This is a genomic window from Streptomyces sp. RFCAC02 (genome assembly GCF_004193175.1).
Classification (GTDB): Bacteria; Actinomycetota; Actinomycetes; order Streptomycetales; family Streptomycetaceae; genus Streptomyces.
Map to the genome: position 1 here is coordinate 894058 of NZ_SAUH01000001.1, position 17664 is coordinate 911721.

Sequence of the window (17664 nt, forward strand, 5' to 3'; positions counted from 1 at the left end):
CACGGTGGGTATGGAACGGCGTTCCACACACCCCAGGGAGACACCATGACCCCCCACGTCACGATCATCGGCGCCGGACTCGGCGGCCTCACGCTCGCCCGCGTCCTGCACGTCCACGGCATCCCCGCCACCGTCCACGAGGCGGAGCCCTCCCCGACGGCACGCGCCCAGGGCGGGATGCTCGACATCCACGCGCACAACGGCCAGCCGGCCCTCGCGGCCGCCGGGCTGACCGGGGAGTTCCGCCGCCTCGTCCTCGCGGGCCGGGAGGCGGCACGGGTGCTCGCCCCCGACGGGACCGTACTGTTCGACGAGCCCGACGACGGCACGGGCTCACGCCCCGAGGTGCTGCGCGGCGAGCTGCGGCGCATGCTGCTCGACTCACTGCCGGCCGGCACCGTCCGGTGGGGCCGCAAGGTCGGCGGCGTCCGCTCCCTCGGGGACGGCCGCCACGAGGTGGCCTTCACCGACGGCAGCACCGAGGTCACGACCCTGCTGGTCGGCGCGGACGGCGCCTGGTCACGGGTCCGGCCGCTCCTGTCCGCCGCCGCACCCGAGTACACCGGCATGTCGTACGTCGAGACCTGGCTGTCCGACGCCGACACCCGGCACCCCGCGAGCGCGGCGGCCGTCGGCGGCGGCTCGATGTTCGCGCTCGCGCCGGGGAAGGGCATCACGGCGCACCGGGAGACCGGCGGGACGCTCCACACGTATGTGGCACTCCGCGAGCCGCGCGACTGGTTCGCGGCCGTCGACTTCACCGACCCGGCCGCGTCCGCCGCACGGATCGCCCAGGAGTTCGACGGCTGGGCGCCGGAGCTGACCGCGCTGATCACCGGGGGCGACTCCGCGCCGGTCCTGCGGCCCCTCCACGCGCTGCCCGACGAGCACCGGTGGGAGCGTGTGCCGGGCGTGACGCTGCTCGGCGACGCCGCCCACCTCATGATCCCGTCCGGCGAGGGCGCCAACCTGGCCATGCAGGACGCGGCGGAACTCGGCAACGCCATCGCCGCGCGGCCGGACGACATCGAGGCCGCGCTCGGGACTACGAGCGGGAGATGTTCCGGCGCTGCGCGGCGGAGGCCGCCGACGCGGCCGACCTCCACGAGCGCATGTTCGGCGACGACGCGCCCCACGGCCTGATCGGCCTGTTCACCGGCCAGGCCGAAGCAGCGTGAGGAAGAGGCGTACGCCCCGTACGCGCAGCCCGGTGACCACGCCGCCGCGATCCCGCTCCGCCCGCGTTCATGACCGGCCCGGACGCAGCTCAGACCCAGGTGCGGGAGCACAGCACCAAGCGGTAGCCGTCCGGGTCGGTGATCGTCACCCCGTGCTCGTCCCAGTACGGATTGTGTGCCGGAACGCGGGTGCCGCCGAACGCGACCAGGCGGTCGATCAGGGACGCGTCCGCCGGCCTGCCGAGGTAGACGACGAACAGGTCGTCCACCGTCGGGGTCGGCTCCAGCGGCCGCCCCGGGTCGTACGTGAGTTCGAGATGCCAAGCGGCGCCGGGCGGGCCGACCATCAGCAGGTCGTGCTCGTCCGGAACGCGCCCGGTCGTGCGCCACAGCACGGCCAGGCCGAGGCCGTCCACCCAGAAGCGTTCGGCGGCGGCGAGGTCCCGCGAGGGCCGGGCCACCCGGACCGGGACGGTGGAGTCGATCATGCCGAACCCTCCGGGGCGGCCCACCGGACGGGGCCGCCGACGCACGGGGCGCCGAACAGCTCGGCGTCTGCCTCGCCACGCGTCATCCGGCCGGGTGGGCGCAGGTCGAGAGGGCCGGGAGGTCTCCGGGTCGGGGACCCCGCCCGGGGAGGGACGGGTGTCATCCGAAGATCGCGGTGGGTTCGCCGGTGTACCAGGTGTTGTCGATGCGGAGCCGACGGATGACCCAGCGGTCGCCGTCGCGGACCAGGTCGACTTCGTAGGGGTTCTTCAGCAGCGCGTGGGTGGCGGGGTCGGCGATGAGCAGGTGCTGGGCTTCCACCAGGGCCGTGAGCCGGGCGGTGTCACCGTCGATACGGATCCGCGTGTTGGTGATCTGGTGAGTGGTGTCCACCCGGCCGGTGAACATGGCCAGGATGGTGGTGACGATGGTGTCGCGCCCGGACATCAGCGGCGGCTCGGCCCCCCACTTGGCCGCGGCCGGGCGGAAGTCCAGCTCGGCGTCTGCGGCGAAGGCCGAGGCGAACAGCTCCTTGTCCTTCAGATCCTGGCCCAGGCCGAAGCGGAGGAGCGCGTCGGTGATCTCCGCACGGTCCCTGAGTTCCGCGACGGCCGCGGCGGTGTCGCGCGCGGGGGCGGTCAGGGCGCGGTCGCGAGTGACGTACATGAAGTTCTCCTGTGCACGTGAGGTGGCCTTTCAACGGCTCCGATCCTGCTGCGGTCCGGACAGGGCATCAATGCGCATCTGCTGAACGACCGTGAAGCGTCGGTCAACGATGGGAGGAGCGGGATGCCGGAGCGGCACGAGGTGGAGGCGTTCCTGACGCTCGCCGATGAGCTGCACTCCGGCCGCACCGCCGAGCGGCTGCACGTCTCCACCGCCCGGGTCGGCCAGACCGTCGCCGGACTGGAGCGCCGCATCGGCGTCCTGTTGTCCGACCGCACCAGCCGCCGGGTGGAGCCGCCCCCGCCGGAACGGCAGTCGTACGAAGGGATACGCCCCGCCTGGTCCCGGATCACCCACGCGTACGAGCGGGCCGTCGACGCCGGGAGGGGACTGACCGGGCTGCCGCGGATCGCCTCCACCGGGCCGCCGACCGGCAGCGGCGGGCGGACCGGCTGCGCGAGGCCGTCACCGCCGCGACCGGCCCGCGCGGCCTCGGCGTCTACCTCGTCCTGCCCGTCGCCGCCCGGTCCCAGGAGGACGGCCGCCCCTGACCCGAACGCCGCTCCGGCGCGCGGGGCGGGCTGTCCCGCTGGAGCGCGAACAGGTCGGCCCACTGCTCGGCCGTCAGCGTCTTCGGCAGGGCCGTGGACAGCGCCCGGTTCGCCCGCAGCCAGGCCCGGAGCCGCCCCTGCGCGGCCCGGGGCACGGCGGCGCGCAGGATCTCGGCGAGCCCCCGCCCCCGGCCGGTGAACACCCGCTGGACGAACGCCCGGTACCGCTCGCCGTCCGCCGGGTCCACGAGGGGCCTGTCCCGCCGCGTCGCGGTCATCAGCCCGCCGTCGACGCCGGGGCGCGGACGGAACGCGGCGGCGGGTACGCGGCGGACGAGCCGGAAGTCGTACCACGGCCACCACTGGGCCGTCATCATCGTCGCGCCGCCCACACCGGCGCGGCGGCGGGCCACCTCCCACTGCACGAGCAGCACGGCGTCCGTCCAGCCGGGGGCGTGCAGGACGCGGCGGAGCATGGCCGTCGTCTGGTGGAACGGCAGGTTGCCGACGAGGACGTGGGGCGTGCTGGGGAGGGGGTGGCGCAGGAAGTCCGCGCGGACGACGCGCGTGGGCGGCTGGACGCGGCGCGCGAGCCGGGCGGCACGCCGGTCGTCGATCTCGATGCCGGTCAGCGGCCTGCCCAGCCGCTGGAGGGGAGGGTGAGGGCGCCGTCGCCGGCGCCGATCTCCACGACCGGGCCGCCGGTGGCGGCGACGAGGCCCACGACGGTGTCGATGACGGCGGGGTCGATGAGGAAGTTCTGGCCCAGTTCATGACGGCCGGGACGGTGGGTGTGCACAGGATCTCCGCGGCTTCGAGGGAAGCCGGGCAGCACGGAGCGGGCCGCCCGGCGGGGTCGCACTCGGGCGGCGGTTCCTCGGAGGGTTCGCGAAGACCGCCGCTACGGGCGGCGGGGCCTCGTCATCGCTGCTGCTGCGAAAGCGGACGCACACATGCCGCCCACGCTACCCGGACGACCCGCTCCCCCGGCAACCGCTTTTCCGCGCACGGCCGGTGAACCGGCGGTCCGGACAAAGGGTCCTGCCGCGCCGTGCGCAGCGAGTGGAAGCACCCGCCCCCCGTCGTACGGTCGCCGCCGGTGACCTACCGGGAGATGCGGGAGCCGGCCGGCCACCTCCCGTTCCCGTACGGCGTCGCCCGGCAGAAGAGGACCGGAGACGTCAGCTCACGCGCTCGGGGGCGTGGCCCGCCGAGCGCAGGCGCACCTCTGCCGGCAGTTCCCGCAGGCCGGCGGAGACGCGGGCGTTCTCGATCGCGACGGTGCGCAGCGCCGTCAGCGCCTCGTCGGGGCGGGCCTGCGGCGCCAGGATCAGACCCACCCGCAGCCGGGGCTGCGCGCGGCGGCCGATCAGGGTGACGCGCGCCCGGTCGATCCCGGGGAGCGCCTCCGCCTCCGCCGCGATCACCTCCTCCAGCGCACGCCCCCGCAGCACGGCGGACCCGCCGTCGCCCGTGTCGACCGCCACCGCGCCGAGCCGGGGGCGCCGTGCCTGCGCGAACAGCCACCACAGCGCCAGCAGCAGCACGACCGACAGCACGGCGATCACCACCGGCCACCACCAGCCCTGCGAACGGAGGTGGAGCCGTTCGGCGTGGCTCAGGATCACGTCGTCCGTCCGGTGCCACGGCCAGGGACGGCCGGACGGCACGACCCCGGCCGCCGTGGCGAGGCCCGCCAGGCCGGCGAGGACCAGCAGCAGGCCGACGAGGGCGAGGAGAACACGGTTCATGACGCGGAGCACGGGGTCTGCCGCTCCTTTCCTGCGCGTGGTCCCGGACCCTAGCGTTTCGCGGGCCGGTGGACGTGGACGGTGAGGGACGGCTGCCGCGCCAGGCCGAGGCCGCGCACGGCGTCCGTGAGGACGGCGTCGAGGTCGGCCCGCACCACGTCGAGGTCGCGGAAGTGCGCCTCGGCCCACACCGTGACGCGGCGCCCGCCGGCCTTGACACGGACCGCGCGCACCCCGGAGACCTCCAGGGCGCGGTCCCGCAGGACCACGGCGGCGGCACCCCGTTCGATGCCGGCGCGGACGTGCTCGGCGGCGCGGCGGCGCATCGGGAGAACCGTCCGCAGGCCGGGCGTGAGCGCGAGCGCGAGCAGCCACGCGCCGAGCAGGACGGCCACGACGCAGCCCGTCACCACCCAGGCGCCGTCCACGGCACGCGCCGCGAGGTCGTCGGCGAGGCGGCGGCGCCACTGGGCCGCCGGCCGGTCGGCGCGGACGGCGATCACGTCGTAGAGCAGCGGGCCGCACGTCACGACGACGGCGGCCGCGGTCAGGGCGGCCGGGACGCGGCGCTCGGACCAGAACCGGCCGGCCGCGCGGCCGTCCCGCGCCGGCGGGCGGTCCTCGCCGCGCTCCGTACCGGTCTCCGCGCCGGTGCCGGGGGGCGCGCTCACTGGACCCGTCTCCTGCCCGCGCCCGCGGAGCCGGCGCTGTGCGGCGAGTGCAGGCGCGTGATCTCCAGCTCTATGGCGCTGGTCTCCATGCCCGCGAGCTCCCGCAGCCGTTCCGCGATCCGGCCGCGCACGGCGCGGCAGCGGGCGGCGATGTCGCACGGGTAGCCCAGTTCGAACTCGACCCGCACGCCGGCGAGACCGCCGGTGCCCGCCGGGCCGGGCGGGCGGCGCACGACCGCCGTCGCGCGCGGCCTGGCGTCCGGCGTGCGCGGGCGCGTGTTCTCCGGGCCGGCGCGCAGGGCCTCCCACGCCGCCTGGGCGGCGAGCTTGGCGACCACGCGCTCCGAGACCCGGGTCGTGCCGCGCTCGGCGGCGGGCACGGGCGCCGTCAGGACCGGCTCCACGGGTCAGCCCCGCCGGTCGTCGCGGCGTTCGCGGTCACGGGGCCGGAAGAAGTCCCCCGGGTCCAGGTCGCCGTCGGCGAACCTGCCGAACCCGATCGCCCCCAGGGCGGCCACCAGCAGAAAGGCGGCGAACCCGCCGAAGTACCCGGCGAAACCGAGTGCCATGCCGGCGATCATGCCGGCCACAGCCATGTTCATCCTGCGCTCCTCGGGTCACGTGCCCCGCGTGCCCTGCCCGTGCTCAGCGGCGCCGCTACTGCAGCGGCGGCCGTTCCTCCTCGTCACCGCCGTCGTCCGGGAGCCGCACATCACCGATGTCGATGTTGACCTCGACGACCTCGAGGCCCGTCATCCGCTCCACGGCCGCGACGACGCCCTCCCGTACCGTACGGGAGACCTCGGCGATCGATACGCCGTACTCCACAACGATTTCGAGATCGAGCGCCGTCTGCACCTCCCCCACCTCGGCCCTGATGCCCCGGGTGGCGGCCCTGCTCCCACCCGGTACCCGGTCCCGCACGGTGTCGAACGTGCGGGCGAGGCCGCTGCCCATGGCGTGCACGCCCGGCACGTCACGGGCCGCCATGCCGGCGATCTTGGCGACCACGCCGTCCGCGATGGTCGTGCGGCCGCGGTCGGCGGGTTCGGCCGTGCCCCGGCGGGCGGCGGGCGGCGGGGTGCTGCCGGGCACCTCGGTGGTGCCGTCGGTGGCGGCGTCGGTCATGACTTCCGTTCACCCCTTCCGGGCATGGCGTGGTGCCGGTCCTGTTGCCACACTATGCGGGCACGCGCGACGGCGTGATCACCGCGGGCCGAACGAGTGGCCGGCCCGCTCGCCGTCCCCTACTCGCCGAGGCCCGCCAGGTCGCGGAGGCGCCGGGCCTGCGCGGCGCGCTCGGCGGCGCGCTGGGCGTCGTAGTCGCGGTCGGCAGCACCCAGGAGCAGCGCCTTCGTCTCGACGAGCGCGTCGCGCGGGGCGTCGAGCAGCGCCGCGGCCAGGTCGGTGGCGGCCGCGTCGAGATCGGCGCGCGCGACCGCGAGCTGCGCCAGGCCGATGCGGACGGCCTCGTCGGCCCCCACGGACCTGCCGGTCGCGCAGATCTCCAGCGCGCGCCCGTACCCCACCAGGGCGGTCAGCGGCTTGGTGCCGGCCAGGTCGGGGACCAGGCCGAGGGAGGTCTCGCGCATGGCGAACTCCGCGTCGTCACCGCAGATCCGCAGGTCGCAGGCCAGCGCGAGCTGGAATCCCGCGCCGATCGCGTGGCCCCCCACGGCGGCGACGGACACGATGTCCGGGCGGCGCCACCACGTGAACGCCTCCTGGAACGTGCTCAGGGCCGCGTCCAGGGCGGCGTCGTCGTAGCGTGCCAGCTCGGGCAGCGAAAGATCGCCGCCCGGCTCCCCGGCGAGACCGCCCGCGGTGAACGCCCGCCGGTCCAGGCCCGCGGAGAACGAGGGACCCTCGCCCCGCAGGACGACGACCCGCACGTCCCCCCGCAGCAGGCGCCCGGTCTCGGCCAGGGCGCGCCACATGGCGGGGGTCTGGGCGTTGCGCCGGTCCGCGCGGGCGAGCGTCACGGTCGCCACGGCGTCCTGGACGGTGACACGCACACCGTCACGGTCGAGCAGGGTCATGGGCGGCCTTCCGTCACAGGGGCCGGGAACCCGCCGGCCGGCTTGCCCGGCGGTACCCGCAGCGTAACGGTGGGGCCGCCCCGCCCGTCAGGGGGTCGGGGGGAATCGGGAGGGGATCAGGGAGTGGGGTTCTTCCTGCCGCGCGTGGCGCCGCCCCTGCCGCGCAGGGTGACGTCCGCCTCGCTCAGCATCCGGTGGACGAATCCGTAGCTCCGGCCGGTCTCCTGGGCCAGGGCGCGGATGCTCGCACCGGATTCGTACTTGCGCTTCAGGTCTGCCGCGAGCTGCTCGCGCGCGGGGCCGGTCACCCGGCTGCCCTTCTTCAGAGTCTCGGCCACCCGTGCCTCCTCGTGGAAGTGCGCTCTGTGACTCTCATGATCACCCCTATCCGTCATCCTGGCCACCCATTCGTCTCCGCCCGTACGACAAACGGACCACGGATGACGTGGGGCGTGGGGGGCGCGTGATGGGGGGTGCGGCGGGTGAAGGCGGGGAAAGCGCAGGTCAGCGGGGTGAGCGCGGGGGCGGGGGCGGGGCGGCTGCGCCGGGGCGCCAACACGCCGGGGTACGAGCCCCCCTCACTCAGATGAATGATCAAGCATCGGCCGAATGATCCACCCGGCCATGATCACCCTGCGGTGCCCGGGGCGGGACGCCGGCCGTCACGGGGGGTCACGGCGGGCGGGGGCGGCGCCCCGGGCACGGTGCGGCGGCGGCTCAGGCCAGGGCGACGAGGTCGGCGTAGTCCGGGCTCCACAGGTCCTCGACGCCGTCGGGCAGCATGATGACGCGCTCGGGCTGGAGCGCGTCCACGGCGCCCTCGTCGTGCGTGACGAGGACGACGGCGCCGGTGAAGCTGTGCAGCGCGCCGAGGATCTCCTCGCGGCTCGCGGGGTCGAGGTTGTTGGTGGGCTCGTCCAGCAGGAGGACGTTCGCCGAGGACACGACGAGGGTGGCGAGGGCCAGGCGGGTCTTCTCGCCGCCGGAGAGGACGCCGGCCGGCTTGTCCACGTCGTCGCCGGAGAAGAGGAACGAGCCCAGCGTCTTGCGGACGTCGACCAGGTCGAGGTCCGGGGCGGCGGACCGCATGTTCTCCAGGACGGTGCGGTCGGGGTCGAGGGTCTCGTGCTCCTGGGCGTAGTAGCCGAGCTTGAGGCCGTGCCCCGGGGTGACGCGGCCGGTGTCGGGCTTCTCGACACCCGCGAGGAGCCGCAGCAGCGTCGTCTTGCCGGCGCCGTTGAGGCCGAGGATGACGACGCGGGAGCCCTTGTCGATGGCGAGGGACACGTCGGTGAAGATCTCCAGCGAGCCGTACGACTTCGACAGGCCGTCGGCGGTCAGCGGCGTCCTGCCGCACGGCGCCGGGTCGGGGAAGCGCAGCTTGGCCACCTTGTCGGACTGGCGCTCGGCCTCCAGACCGGCCAGGAGGCGTTCGGCGCGGCGGGCCATGTTCTGCGCGGCGGTGGCCTTGGTGGCCTTGGCGCGCATCTTGTCCGCCTGGGCGCTGAGGGCCGCGGCCTTCTTCTCCGCGTTGGCCCGCTCGCGCTTGCGGCGCCGCTCGTCGGCCTCGCGCTGGACCTGGTACTGCTTCCAGCCCATGTTGTAGACGTCGATGGCGGCGCGGTTGGCGTCGAGGTAGAAGACCTTGTTGACGACGGTCTCGACCAGGTCGATGTCGTGGGAGATGACGATGAGGCCGCCGCGGTACGTCTTCAGGAAGTCGCGCAGCCACACGATGGAGTCGGCGTCGAGGTGGTTCGTCGGCTCGTCGAGCAGCAGGACGTCGGCGTCGGAGAAGAGGATGCGGGCCAGTTCGACGCGGCGGCGCTGACCGCCGGACAGGGTGTGCAGGGGCTGGCCGAGGACGCGGTCGGGCAGCCCGAGGCTGGCGGCGATGGTGGCGGCCTCGGCCTCGGCGGCGTATCCCCCGCGGGTGAGGAACTCGGTCTCCAGCCGCTCGTACCTCCGCATGGCGCGGTCCCTGACGTCGCCCTGGCCGCTGGCCATGCGCTGCTCGCTCTCGCGCATGCCGCGCAGGACGCTGTCGAGGCCGCGGGCGGCGAGGACGCGGTCGCGGGCGAGGACGTCGAGGTCCCCGGTGCGGGGGTCCTGGGGGAGGTAGCCGACCTCGCCGGAGCGGGTGATGGTGCCGCCGGCCGGGACGCCCTCGCCTGCGAGGCACTTCGTGAGGGTGGTCTTGCCCGCGCCGTTGCGGCCGACGAGGCCGACGCGGTCGCCCTGGGCGACGCGGAACGAGGCGCTTTCGATGAGGACGCGGGCGCCGGCACGCAGTTCGACGGCACTGGCGGTGATCATGGACGGTACTCCTGGACGGGACGGGTCGGGCTGCGGGACGGGAGGGCGTGAGCCCGCTAAGCCGTACGGGCCATGAGGGAGGAACTGTCCATACGGGCCAGTCTAACGGCGCGGCGCAACCGGTTTACGCGCCCGCGGCCCCCGCCCCGCGCCCGGTGGGCACGGGGCGGGCGTGGCGGTCACGCGCCGCCGGTGTGGACCTGGAAGGCGGCCCGGCGGACGCGGCGGGCCGTCGTGGCGTCGGGGTGGGCCGCCGCGAGCGCCAGCAGGACCTGGACGGTACGGGGGTGGCCGCACGTCCTGATGTCGGTGAGGAGCTGGGCCAGCGACGGCTGGGGAGCGGCGTCGAGGTGGTCGAGGAGGAGGCGTTCCGCGCCGTTCTCGTGGGCGGCGGACGCCGTGTCGACCCACAGCCAGGTCGCCTCGGCCGGGGTCAGGACGCCGTGGTGGGAGTCGGCGTGGTCGCGCGGGTCGCCGCCCTCGTGGTCGGCGAGCCACAGGAGGGCGTACGGGCGCAGGACGGGCTCGGCGGCGGCCTCCCGCACGGCGGCGGTGGCGGGCGCGCCGACGACTCGCAGGGCCTCGAACGCCAGGCCGCGGATGAGGGCGTCCTCGCCCCTCGCGGCGTCGAGGAGTTCGGCGACGGCCGGGCCGGTGGCGCGGGCGGCGAGCCAGGCGCGGTACTCGGCGCGCGCGGGTCCCGGTGTGAGGGCGGCGCAGCCGCGGAGCATCGCGACGGCCGACTGCTCGATGTTGCCGGCGCCGGAGGGGCTCTGCGCGGCGATGCAGATCTGTTCGAGCTTGGTCCACATCGCCCAGCTCCCGAGGTCGGTGAGGCGGGCGCGGACCGGCCGTGAGCCGCGGGCGTGGAGGGTGAGGGCACCGGCGGCGGCCAGGGTGTCGAGGGCCCAGCCGAGGAGCCGTACCTGTTCGGCGGCGTCGGCGCGTATGCCGGGGCCTTCGGGCGGCGGCGCGGCGCGGTCGGCGCGGATTTCGGTGACGCGGCGGGTGAGGAGGTCGACCAGGCCGTCCGCCGTGACGGCGCCGGCCGACAGGTGCATGACCGACAGCAGTTGCGGGACGGCGGCGACGATGTCGGCGGCGAGGTGCGGGTCGGCGGCCTCGGGGGCGGGGCGGGACAGCGACCAGGCGTCGAAGAGGGCGACCCAGCCGCGCAGGACGGCGGTGTCGTCCCGGTCCCAGGCGCGCAGGCGCCAGCCGCCGCGGACGGCGCCGCCCTCGCCCGCCGGTTCGATGAGGCCGGCGAGGCGTGCGCGGCCCCAGTGGTCGCGCACGCCGGCCGGGCCGAGGCCGAGGTCGGCGGCCGCCGCCGCGATGTCGGTCTCGGGCGAGCGGCCGGTGCGGTCGGCCCAGCGGGCGAGCCGGACGGCGTCGGCGAGGAGCGTGCGGGCCTGCGCGGCCAGCCGGTCCTGGGGGGCGATGCCCCGGGGTGGCCGGGGCGGTGTGCGTCGGCCGACCGCACCGCGCCGGGCGACGGCGGTGCGCTGGGGTGGTGTCTGGGGGACAAGTCGCAACCGGGGCTCACGCGGAGTTCGGGACGTCACCCGAGCAGTTTCACCGTTCGGGGCCGGAATCCCAAACTCCCCGCACAGGGACTTGTATGACGAGTAGTACCGGTCACATGAGTGGGGTGAGGAAGCGGCGCAGGACCTCCTCGTAGCCGGCGGGGTCCGCGTTCCACATGGCGGCGTGGCCCGCCTCCGGGACGGGGTGCAGCGTCGCCGTCTGCGGGTGCCGGTCCACCAGGGCACGGGACGCGTCCCACGGGGCCAGTGTGTCGTCGGGGCCGTGGACGACGAGGACGGGCAGCGTCGAACTCCGCGCGTGCTCGTCCAGGTCGGGCGGCGGCTGCTCGACGTCCTCGGTGGCGCGCAGGGCCAGCGGCCACAGCGCCCCCGGAACGCCGCGGTGCCGCGCCAGCGCCCGGACCGTCGCGGCCGGGTCGAGGACCGGCGAGTCGAGGATCAGGCCCTTCACCTCGGAGCGCAGCGGCGAGCGGACCACCGTGTTGAGGGCCGCCGTCGCGCCCGTCGAGAAGCCGTACAGGGCGATGCCGCGCGCCCCCTGCCGCAGCGCGAACCGGACGGCGGACTCGGCGTCGGGCCACTCGGCCGACCCCATCCCGGCCGGCTCGGGCGCCCCCGGCTGATCGGGACGGTCGCCGGGGACGAGGACGGTCAGCTCCTGCTGGTGCAGGAACGGCAGGACGTTGAGGGCCTGCTCGCGCGTCGCGCCCATGCCGTGCAGGACGACGACCCACACGTCGCGCAGGCCGGGCACCAGCCAGCCCGGCAGCGTGCCGCGCTCGCCGGTGATCTCCACGTCCTCGTACTCGATGCCGAACGCGCTGCGCGGGTCGCCGGTGTGGAGCTGCGGCGAGAGGGTCACGGCCGAGCCGGGCCGCAGCTCGCCGCGCGTCACGCGCTCCAGGCGGCGGACCACCGTGTCGGGGCCGCCGTCCTCCGTGTCGTCGAGGACCGGGCCGACGATCGCGTGGCAGTCCTTGCCGACGAGCGCGTACAGGCCCGGCAGGACCGACTCGGCGGTCCTGGTGAGCGTCACGCGCCCGGCGGCGGTGCCGTGCACGGTCAGCCGGGCGCTGGGGAACGCCGCCGGGCCGCCGCGGGTCCGGCGGGTCGTGACGGCGACCGTGAGGGCCGCCGCCGCTCCGGCAGTGAGCAGGGTGGTGGCGGCCACGGCCGCCGTAGTGCGCCGACGCATACGTTCAAGCATGGTCCCCTTCCGGCGGATCGGCCACCGGAGCGCCGTGCGTGCCGTAACCGCGCAGGTGGCGGGCGACGTCGTCGAGTTCGGCCGGTGAGAGGAGCGTCGGGGCGCGCCCCGGCACGGCGGCGGCGGCCAGCCAGACCCGGCACATCCATTCGAGCTGCTGCGTGTTCTCGTACGCCTGGTGCAGGTCGCGGCCGACGACGAGGGTGCCGTGGTTGCGCAGCAGGCAGGCGGTACGGTCGCGCAGGGCGGTGACGGCGTGCCGCGCCAGGTCCTCGCTCCCGTAGCGCGCGTACGGCGCGACGCGCACCGGGCCGCCGAGCGCGGCGGTCATGTAGTGGATGGCGGGCAGCTCGTCCACGAGGGTGGACACGGCCGTGGCGTGGACGGCGTGCGTGTGCACGACGGCGCCCGCGCCGGTCGCCCGGAGGACGGCCAGGTGCAGCGGCAGCTCGCTCGTCGGCGGGAGCGCGCCGTGGACGACGCGGCCGTCGGCGAGGTCCACCGCGAGCAGGTCGCGGGCGCCCAGCCGCTCGTACGGCACACCACTCGGAGTGACCAGGACGGTGCCGCCCACGCGGACCGAGAGGTTGCCCGACGTGCCGACGACGAGGCCGTCCGCGACGGCGCGCAGCGCGTGGTCGAGGAGTGCGGTCCAGGCACTGCGCCAAGAATCAGGAACACGCTGCCGCAAATTCATCTCCCGTTCACCTATTCACCCTACGTTAACGGCGTTTGCTCACCCGCCCGCCGAATGATTGTCCAGGTACATGGAACACATCACGCTGCTGATCACTGTCGTGATCATCACGGCTCTGGCGTTCGACTTCACCAACGGATTCCACGACACGGCCAACGCGATGGCCACCACGATCTCCACCGGCGCCCTGAAGCCCCGGACGGCGGTGGCCATGTCGGCCGTCCTGAATCTCATCGGCGCCTTCCTGTCCGTCGAGGTCGCCCGGACGATCTCCGGCGGCATCATCGACGAGGAGTCGGGCGTCCAGCCCGAAGTGATCTTCGCCGGCCTCGTCGGCGCGATCGTGTGGAACCTCCTCACCTGGCTGGCGGGCCTGCCGTCCAGCTCGTCGCACGCCCTCTTCGGCGGCCTGATCGGCGCGACGCTCGCGGCCGTGGGCAGCGGAGCGATCAACGGCGACGCGGTCGTCACCAAGGTCGTCATCCCCGCCGTCGCGGCGCCCCTGGTCGCCGGGATCGCCGCGGTCCTGGCCACGCGCCTCACCTACCGCGTCACGCGCGGGACCGACGAGCGGTCCGCCGCCCGCGGCTACCGCACCGGCCAGATCGCCTCGGCCGCCCTCGTCTCGCTCGCGCACGGCACCAACGACGCGCAGAAGACCATGGGTGTCATGACGCTGACGCTGATCGCCGGCGGTTCCCTGGCGCCCGGCGCCGACCCGCCGCTGTGGGTCATCGCGTCCGCCGGCACGGCCATCGCGCTCGGCACCTACCTCGGCGGCTGGCGCATCATCCGCACCATGGGCAAGGGCCTCACCGACATCGAGCCGCCCCAGGGCTTCGCCGCCCAGACCGGCGCGGCGGCCACCATCCTCGCCTCCTCCCACATGGGCTTCGCCCTGTCCACCACGCAGGTCTGCTCCGGCGCGGTGATGGGCTCGGGCCTCGGCCGGGCGGGCGGCGTCGTGCGCTGGTCGACGGCGGGCCGGATGGCGATCGCCTGGTGCCTGACGCTCCCGGCGGCCGGGCTGATCGGCGCGGCCGGCGCGCTGCTCGCCGAGCGCGGCGACTGGGGTGTCGTCACGGTCGCCGTCCTGCTGGTCGCCGCGGCCGTGGGCATCCGGGCGCTGTCCCGGCGCCGGCCGGTCGACCACTCCAACGTGAACGAGACGCACGCCGACACCGTCCCGGCCACCGGCGCGCCCGCGCTCGGTGTGAACGCGGACGCCGGACTCGCGGCGGAGCAGGTGAACGGACGGGCGCCCTCGGAGACGGTGCCGCAGCAGCGCGAGGTCGTCCTGCCCCCGTCCGCCCCCCTGACGGCCCCCTCCCCCGCCGACTCGGTCTGACCGGGCCACGGCGACACCGAGCGAAGAGACAGAGGAATCGCGATGGACATCGACTGGGCCACGCTCGGCCAGGTCATCGTCGTGTCGGTCGTCCTGACCGTCGCGCTGGTCGGCCTGTTCTCGGTCGGCATCAGGGCCGGCTCGTCCCGCCGCGCCGGGGTCCGGCCGGTCGGCTACCTCGGCTACGCGCTGTGCGCTGCGGCCGTCGGGTACGGCATCTTCGTCATCACGGCCTGACACCGCGCCCCTCCCCTGTGGCGCGGTCGTGGCGGTGGCCGGTCGTCGCCCCCCGGCCGGCAGGGCGGTCCGGGGGTCGCGACAATGGATCTTCCGTCACGCCGCGCCCAGGGAGAGACCTGTGAGTCCGTCCGCACCACCCGCCGCTCCGCCCGCCCTGCTGATCCGGCACGACGGCCGGGACGAGGTCGGGGAGGACGCCCTGCGGGCGCTGGTCCGCGACGTGGCCGGGCGGCCGGAGCTGGCCGGTGCGCCGGTGGTGGGCGCGGGACGCGGGGAGCCCGTCCCCGGCGCCCTGCGCGGTGACGGGGAGCGGCAGGTCGTCGCCGTGCCGCTGCGCGCGGTCGGCGGGGAGCCGGCGCTGCTCGACGTGCTGGAGCGGCGCGTCGCCGGGGTCGTGGGGATGCGGGAGCGGGCCGCGACGACCGTGCTGCTCGTGGCGGCGGGGTCGTTCGTCCCGGAGGAGAACGCCGATGTGCACCGCGCGGCGCGCCTGCTGTGGGAGGGGCGGGGGTTCGCGGGCGTCGAGGCCGCGTTCGTCTCGGCGGCGGGGCCCGATGTGCCGTCCGGTCTCGACCGGTGCCGGGCGCTGGGGGCGCGGCGGATCGTCGTGCTGCCGTTCAGCTTCCTGCCCGGCCCGCTCGCCGCGCGGGCACGGGCGCGGGCCGACGGCTGGGCGGCGGCGCACCCGGAGGCGGACGTGCGGTTCGCCGCGGCCGACGCGGCGGCACCCGAGCTGACCGACGCCATCGTCACGCGCTACGCCGAGGCGGTGGCGGACGGGACCTGCGCGGTCTGCGGCAACCCGCGCCCGGCGGACGCCACGCACGACCGCTGCTGAGGCGCGGAAGGACGGCGCCGGTTGACCTCGACCGGGCTTGAAGTCGCATGCTCGTGGCGTTGCGCGTCGGCGAACGGATGGGGCGAGCGGTATGCGAGTGGTCCAGGTGGTCCGGTTCGGGGGTCCCGAGGTGCTGGTGCCGGGCGAAGCGCCGGAACCGGTGGCCGGTCCCGGCCGGGTCCTGGTCGATGTGGCGGTGGCGGGCATGACGTTCGTCGAGACACAGATCCGGCGCGGCACCGACCGGTGGCACGAGCGGCCGCGGCTGCCGTACGTGCCGGGCGGCCTGGTGGCCGGGCGCGTGAGCGCGGTCGGCGAGCGGGTGGATCCGGCCTGGCTCGGGCGGCGTGTCGTCGCCGGCACGGGGGAGACCGGTGGCTTCGCCGAGCGGGCGGTGGCCGCGGTCGATGACCTGTTCCCGGTCCCGGACGGCCTGGGGCTGCCGGAGGCCGTCACCCTGCACGGCGACGGCAGCACGGCGCAGGGGCTGGTCGAGAAGGCCGGGATCGGCCCCGGGGACCGGGTCCTGGTGGAGGCGGCGGCCGGCGGGGTGGGCAGCCTGCTGGTGCAGCTCGCCCGTGCGGCGGGCGCCCGGGTCGTCGGGGCCGCGCGGGGATCGCGGAAGCTCGCCGTCGTCCGGGAACTGGGCGCCGACGCCGTGGTCGACTACTCCGCGCCGGACTGGACCGAGCAGGTGGTGCGGGCGACCGGCGGCTTCGGACCTGACGTCGTGTTCGACGGTGTCGGCGGCCGGATCGGGCGGGCCGCGTTCGAGGTGACGGCCCGTGGCGGCCGCTTCTCGGTGCACGGCGCCGCGAGCGGTGAGGCCACGGTCATCGACCCCGCCGAGGCGCGCCGCAGGGGTGTGTCGGTGCTCGGTATCGAGCAGCTCTTCGACTTCGGACCGCAGGTGGCGCGGTGGGCGGAGGGGATGATGTCCCTGGCGGCGGCGGGGCTCGTCCGGCCGCTCATCGGCCAGACCTTTCCGCTGGAGCGTGCCGCCGAGGCGCACGCGGCGGTGGAGAACCGCACCGCCGTGGGGAAGACCCTGCTGCTGCTCTGAGACGCGCGCCGGGGACGGCGCCCCCGCGGGGCGGGGGCGCCGTCGTGCGGGCCGGTCAGGCGGTGGTGCGGCGCCTGCGGGTGATCAGGACGGTGGCCGTGCCGGCCGCGAGGAGGACCGCCGCGCCGCCGACGACGAGCGGGGTCGCCGAACCGCCGCCCGTCTCGGCGAGGTCGGCGCCCGACTCGTCCCGGCCGCCCTGCGGACGGGTGCCCTCGGTGTCCTCGCCGCCCGCGCTGCCGCCGGTGTCGGCCGGCGGCTCCTCGGACGTGTCGTCGCCCGGCTCGGGCTCCTCCTCGCCGCCCGAGCCGCCGGACGCGCCGGAGTCACCGCCGCCGGCCGGCGCGGTGCAGGACGCCTCGGCGAGCGTGACGCGGCCGGTGACCTCGGCGACGCCGAGGTCGAGCGGGTCGACCTCGACGGACAGGTCGAGCGCGGCGGCCGAGGCGTCGGTGTCGTTCGTCTCGGTGCGGGAGAGGTCGAGCGTGACCTCGCCGACCCCCGGCACGTCCACATCGACGCTGCCGGTCGCGGCCAGTTCGACCTCCTGGCCGAGGACCGTGACGGTGGCGGGCATCGTCGTGTCGGCGACGGGCGCCTCACCGGGGCGGCACACGGCGCTGGCCTCGACGACACCCAGCTCGACCAGGGACAGCCCCGGCAGCCCGGGCAGGTGCACGGACGCGTTGGTCAGGGACACGTCGGCGGCGGCGCCGTCCTGCTCGTCGGAGGTGGCGGTGGCGGAGGCGACCTCGGCCGACAGCACCTCGAACGGCTGGTCCCCGGCCACGCCGTCGAGCCGGGCGGTCAGCAGCGTCTCGTCGGCCGTGCCGCCCGCGTCGGGGGCGCTGACCTCGTTGAGGACGACGTTGAGCGGCAGTTCGATCGCACGGTTGAGCAGCGAGACGTTCAGGCCGGTGCGGAGCACCGCCGCGCTCGCCGTCCCGCCCGCGGGCTCGGTGCCGTCATCGGCGGTGGCGACCGGGGCGCCGGCCCCGAGGAACGCCGCCGCGGTGGCGATGGCGACGGCGACGGGCCGGCGGATGGCGGAGTTGTACACGGT

Annotated in this window: 20 protein-coding genes and 2 pseudogenes; 6 read left to right on the forward strand and 16 right to left on the reverse strand. The window is 75.6% G+C overall.

Annotated elements, in window-relative coordinates:
- Positions 1-45 precede the first annotated feature (45 nt).
- Positions 46-1178 (forward strand): annotated as a pseudogene (locus EMA09_RS03980) (NAD(P)/FAD-dependent oxidoreductase).
- 89 nt (positions 1179-1267) lie between these two features.
- On the opposite strand, the gene EMA09_RS03985 reads toward EMA09_RS03980, so the two are convergent.
- Positions 1268-1666 (reverse strand): VOC family protein, encoded by a 399-nt coding sequence (locus EMA09_RS03985; RefSeq protein WP_129838936.1) that lies wholly within the window; start codon positions 1664-1666, stop codon positions 1268-1270.
- A gap of 160 nt (positions 1667-1826) precedes the next feature.
- Entirely contained in the window at positions 1827-2333 is a 507-nt protein-coding gene (locus EMA09_RS03990; protein WP_129838938.1) for a nuclear transport factor 2 family protein, read from the reverse strand.
- 123 nt (positions 2334-2456) lie between these two features.
- Here EMA09_RS03990 and EMA09_RS28800 point away from each other — a divergent pair.
- Positions 2457-2618 (forward strand): annotated as a pseudogene (locus EMA09_RS28800) (LysR family transcriptional regulator); the annotation flags it as partial.
- Between the two features lie 214 nt (positions 2619-2832).
- On the opposite strand, the gene erm reads toward EMA09_RS28800, so the two are convergent.
- The 13 genes from erm to EMA09_RS04055 all read right to left on the reverse strand — a co-directional run bounded on the left by erm (position 2833) and on the right by EMA09_RS04055 (position 13112).
- The gene (erm, locus tag EMA09_RS04000) at positions 2833-3528 is read right to left on the reverse strand and encodes a 23S ribosomal RNA methyltransferase Erm (RefSeq protein ID WP_346655865.1); all 696 of its coding nucleotides are present in this window, start codon (positions 3526-3528) and stop codon (positions 2833-2835) included.
- A complete protein-coding gene (locus EMA09_RS28805) occupies positions 3513-3683 on the reverse strand; it encodes an rRNA adenine N-6-methyltransferase family protein (protein ID WP_240796219.1) in 171 nt (56 codons plus the stop codon). Before EMA09_RS28805 ends, erm begins: the two co-directional genes overlap by 16 nt.
- Positions 3684-4065: 382 nt before the next feature.
- Positions 4066-4635: an alkaline shock response membrane anchor protein AmaP gene (gene amaP / locus EMA09_RS04005; protein ID WP_206305893.1), complete on the reverse strand. Its 570-nt coding sequence runs from the start codon at positions 4633-4635 to the stop codon at positions 4066-4068.
- A 50-nt stretch (positions 4636-4685) separates the two neighbouring features.
- Positions 4686-5306: a DUF6286 domain-containing protein gene (locus tag EMA09_RS04010; RefSeq protein WP_129838942.1), complete on the reverse strand. Its 621-nt coding sequence runs from the start codon at positions 5304-5306 to the stop codon at positions 4686-4688.
- On the reverse strand, positions 5303-5710 hold the full coding sequence (locus tag EMA09_RS04015) for a hypothetical protein (protein ID WP_240796220.1): 408 nt from the start codon (positions 5708-5710) through the stop codon (positions 5303-5305). The genes EMA09_RS04010 and EMA09_RS04015 overlap by 4 nt, the downstream gene beginning before the upstream one ends.
- Before the next feature lie 3 nt (positions 5711-5713).
- A complete protein-coding gene (locus EMA09_RS04020; RefSeq protein WP_129838944.1) occupies positions 5714-5908 on the reverse strand; it encodes a hypothetical protein in 195 nt (64 codons plus the stop codon).
- Between the two features lie 55 nt (positions 5909-5963).
- Complete coding sequence (locus EMA09_RS04025) at positions 5964-6434, reverse strand: Asp23/Gls24 family envelope stress response protein (protein WP_129838946.1); 471 nt, start codon at positions 6432-6434, stop codon at positions 5964-5966.
- A gap of 119 nt (positions 6435-6553) precedes the next feature.
- The gene (locus EMA09_RS04030; RefSeq protein ID WP_129838948.1) at positions 6554-7345 is read right to left on the reverse strand and encodes an enoyl-CoA hydratase/isomerase family protein; all 792 of its coding nucleotides are present in this window, start codon (positions 7343-7345) and stop codon (positions 6554-6556) included.
- A 116-nt stretch (positions 7346-7461) separates the two neighbouring features.
- Positions 7462-7683, reverse strand: coding sequence for a helix-turn-helix domain-containing protein (locus EMA09_RS04035; protein ID WP_206305894.1), 222 nt, complete (start codon positions 7681-7683; stop codon positions 7462-7464).
- 379 nt (positions 7684-8062) lie between these two features.
- Entirely contained in the window at positions 8063-9661 is a 1599-nt protein-coding gene (locus EMA09_RS04040; RefSeq protein WP_129838950.1) for an ABC-F family ATP-binding cassette domain-containing protein, read from the reverse strand.
- A gap of 179 nt (positions 9662-9840) precedes the next feature.
- Complete coding sequence (locus EMA09_RS04045; RefSeq protein WP_206305895.1) at positions 9841-11226, reverse strand: hypothetical protein; 1386 nt, start codon at positions 11224-11226, stop codon at positions 9841-9843.
- A gap of 73 nt (positions 11227-11299) precedes the next feature.
- Positions 11300-12403 carry an alpha/beta hydrolase gene (locus tag EMA09_RS04050; RefSeq protein WP_129838952.1) on the reverse strand — a complete coding sequence of 368 codons (1104 nt, stop codon included), beginning with the start codon at positions 12401-12403 and terminating at the stop codon, positions 11300-11302.
- 4 nt (positions 12404-12407) lie between these two features.
- Positions 12408-13112: a class II aldolase/adducin family protein gene (locus tag EMA09_RS04055; protein ID WP_129838954.1), complete on the reverse strand. Its 705-nt coding sequence runs from the start codon at positions 13110-13112 to the stop codon at positions 12408-12410.
- Positions 13113-13182: 70 nt separating this feature from the next.
- On the opposite strand from EMA09_RS04055, the gene EMA09_RS04060 reads away from it, so the two are divergent.
- From EMA09_RS04060 to EMA09_RS04075, 4 genes are all read left to right on the forward strand, one after another.
- Positions 13183-14460 (forward strand): inorganic phosphate transporter, encoded by a 1278-nt coding sequence (locus EMA09_RS04060; protein ID WP_129838956.1) that lies wholly within the window; start codon positions 13183-13185, stop codon positions 14458-14460.
- A 42-nt stretch (positions 14461-14502) separates the two neighbouring features.
- Complete coding sequence (locus EMA09_RS04065) at positions 14503-14697, forward strand: hypothetical protein (protein WP_129838958.1); 195 nt, start codon at positions 14503-14505, stop codon at positions 14695-14697.
- A 121-nt stretch (positions 14698-14818) separates the two neighbouring features.
- Positions 14819-15538 carry a CbiX/SirB N-terminal domain-containing protein gene (locus tag EMA09_RS04070; protein ID WP_129838960.1) on the forward strand — a complete coding sequence of 240 codons (720 nt, stop codon included), beginning with the start codon at positions 14819-14821 and terminating at the stop codon, positions 15536-15538.
- A gap of 91 nt (positions 15539-15629) precedes the next feature.
- Positions 15630-16601 carry a zinc-binding dehydrogenase gene (locus tag EMA09_RS04075; protein ID WP_129838962.1) on the forward strand — a complete coding sequence of 324 codons (972 nt, stop codon included), beginning with the start codon at positions 15630-15632 and terminating at the stop codon, positions 16599-16601.
- 55 nt (positions 16602-16656) lie between these two features.
- Here the strand turns inward: EMA09_RS04075 and EMA09_RS04080 are convergent, their stop codons facing one another.
- A complete protein-coding gene (locus EMA09_RS04080; protein WP_129838964.1) occupies positions 16657-17661 on the reverse strand; it encodes an SCO1860 family LAETG-anchored protein in 1005 nt (334 codons plus the stop codon).
- Positions 17662-17664 lie beyond the last annotated feature (3 nt).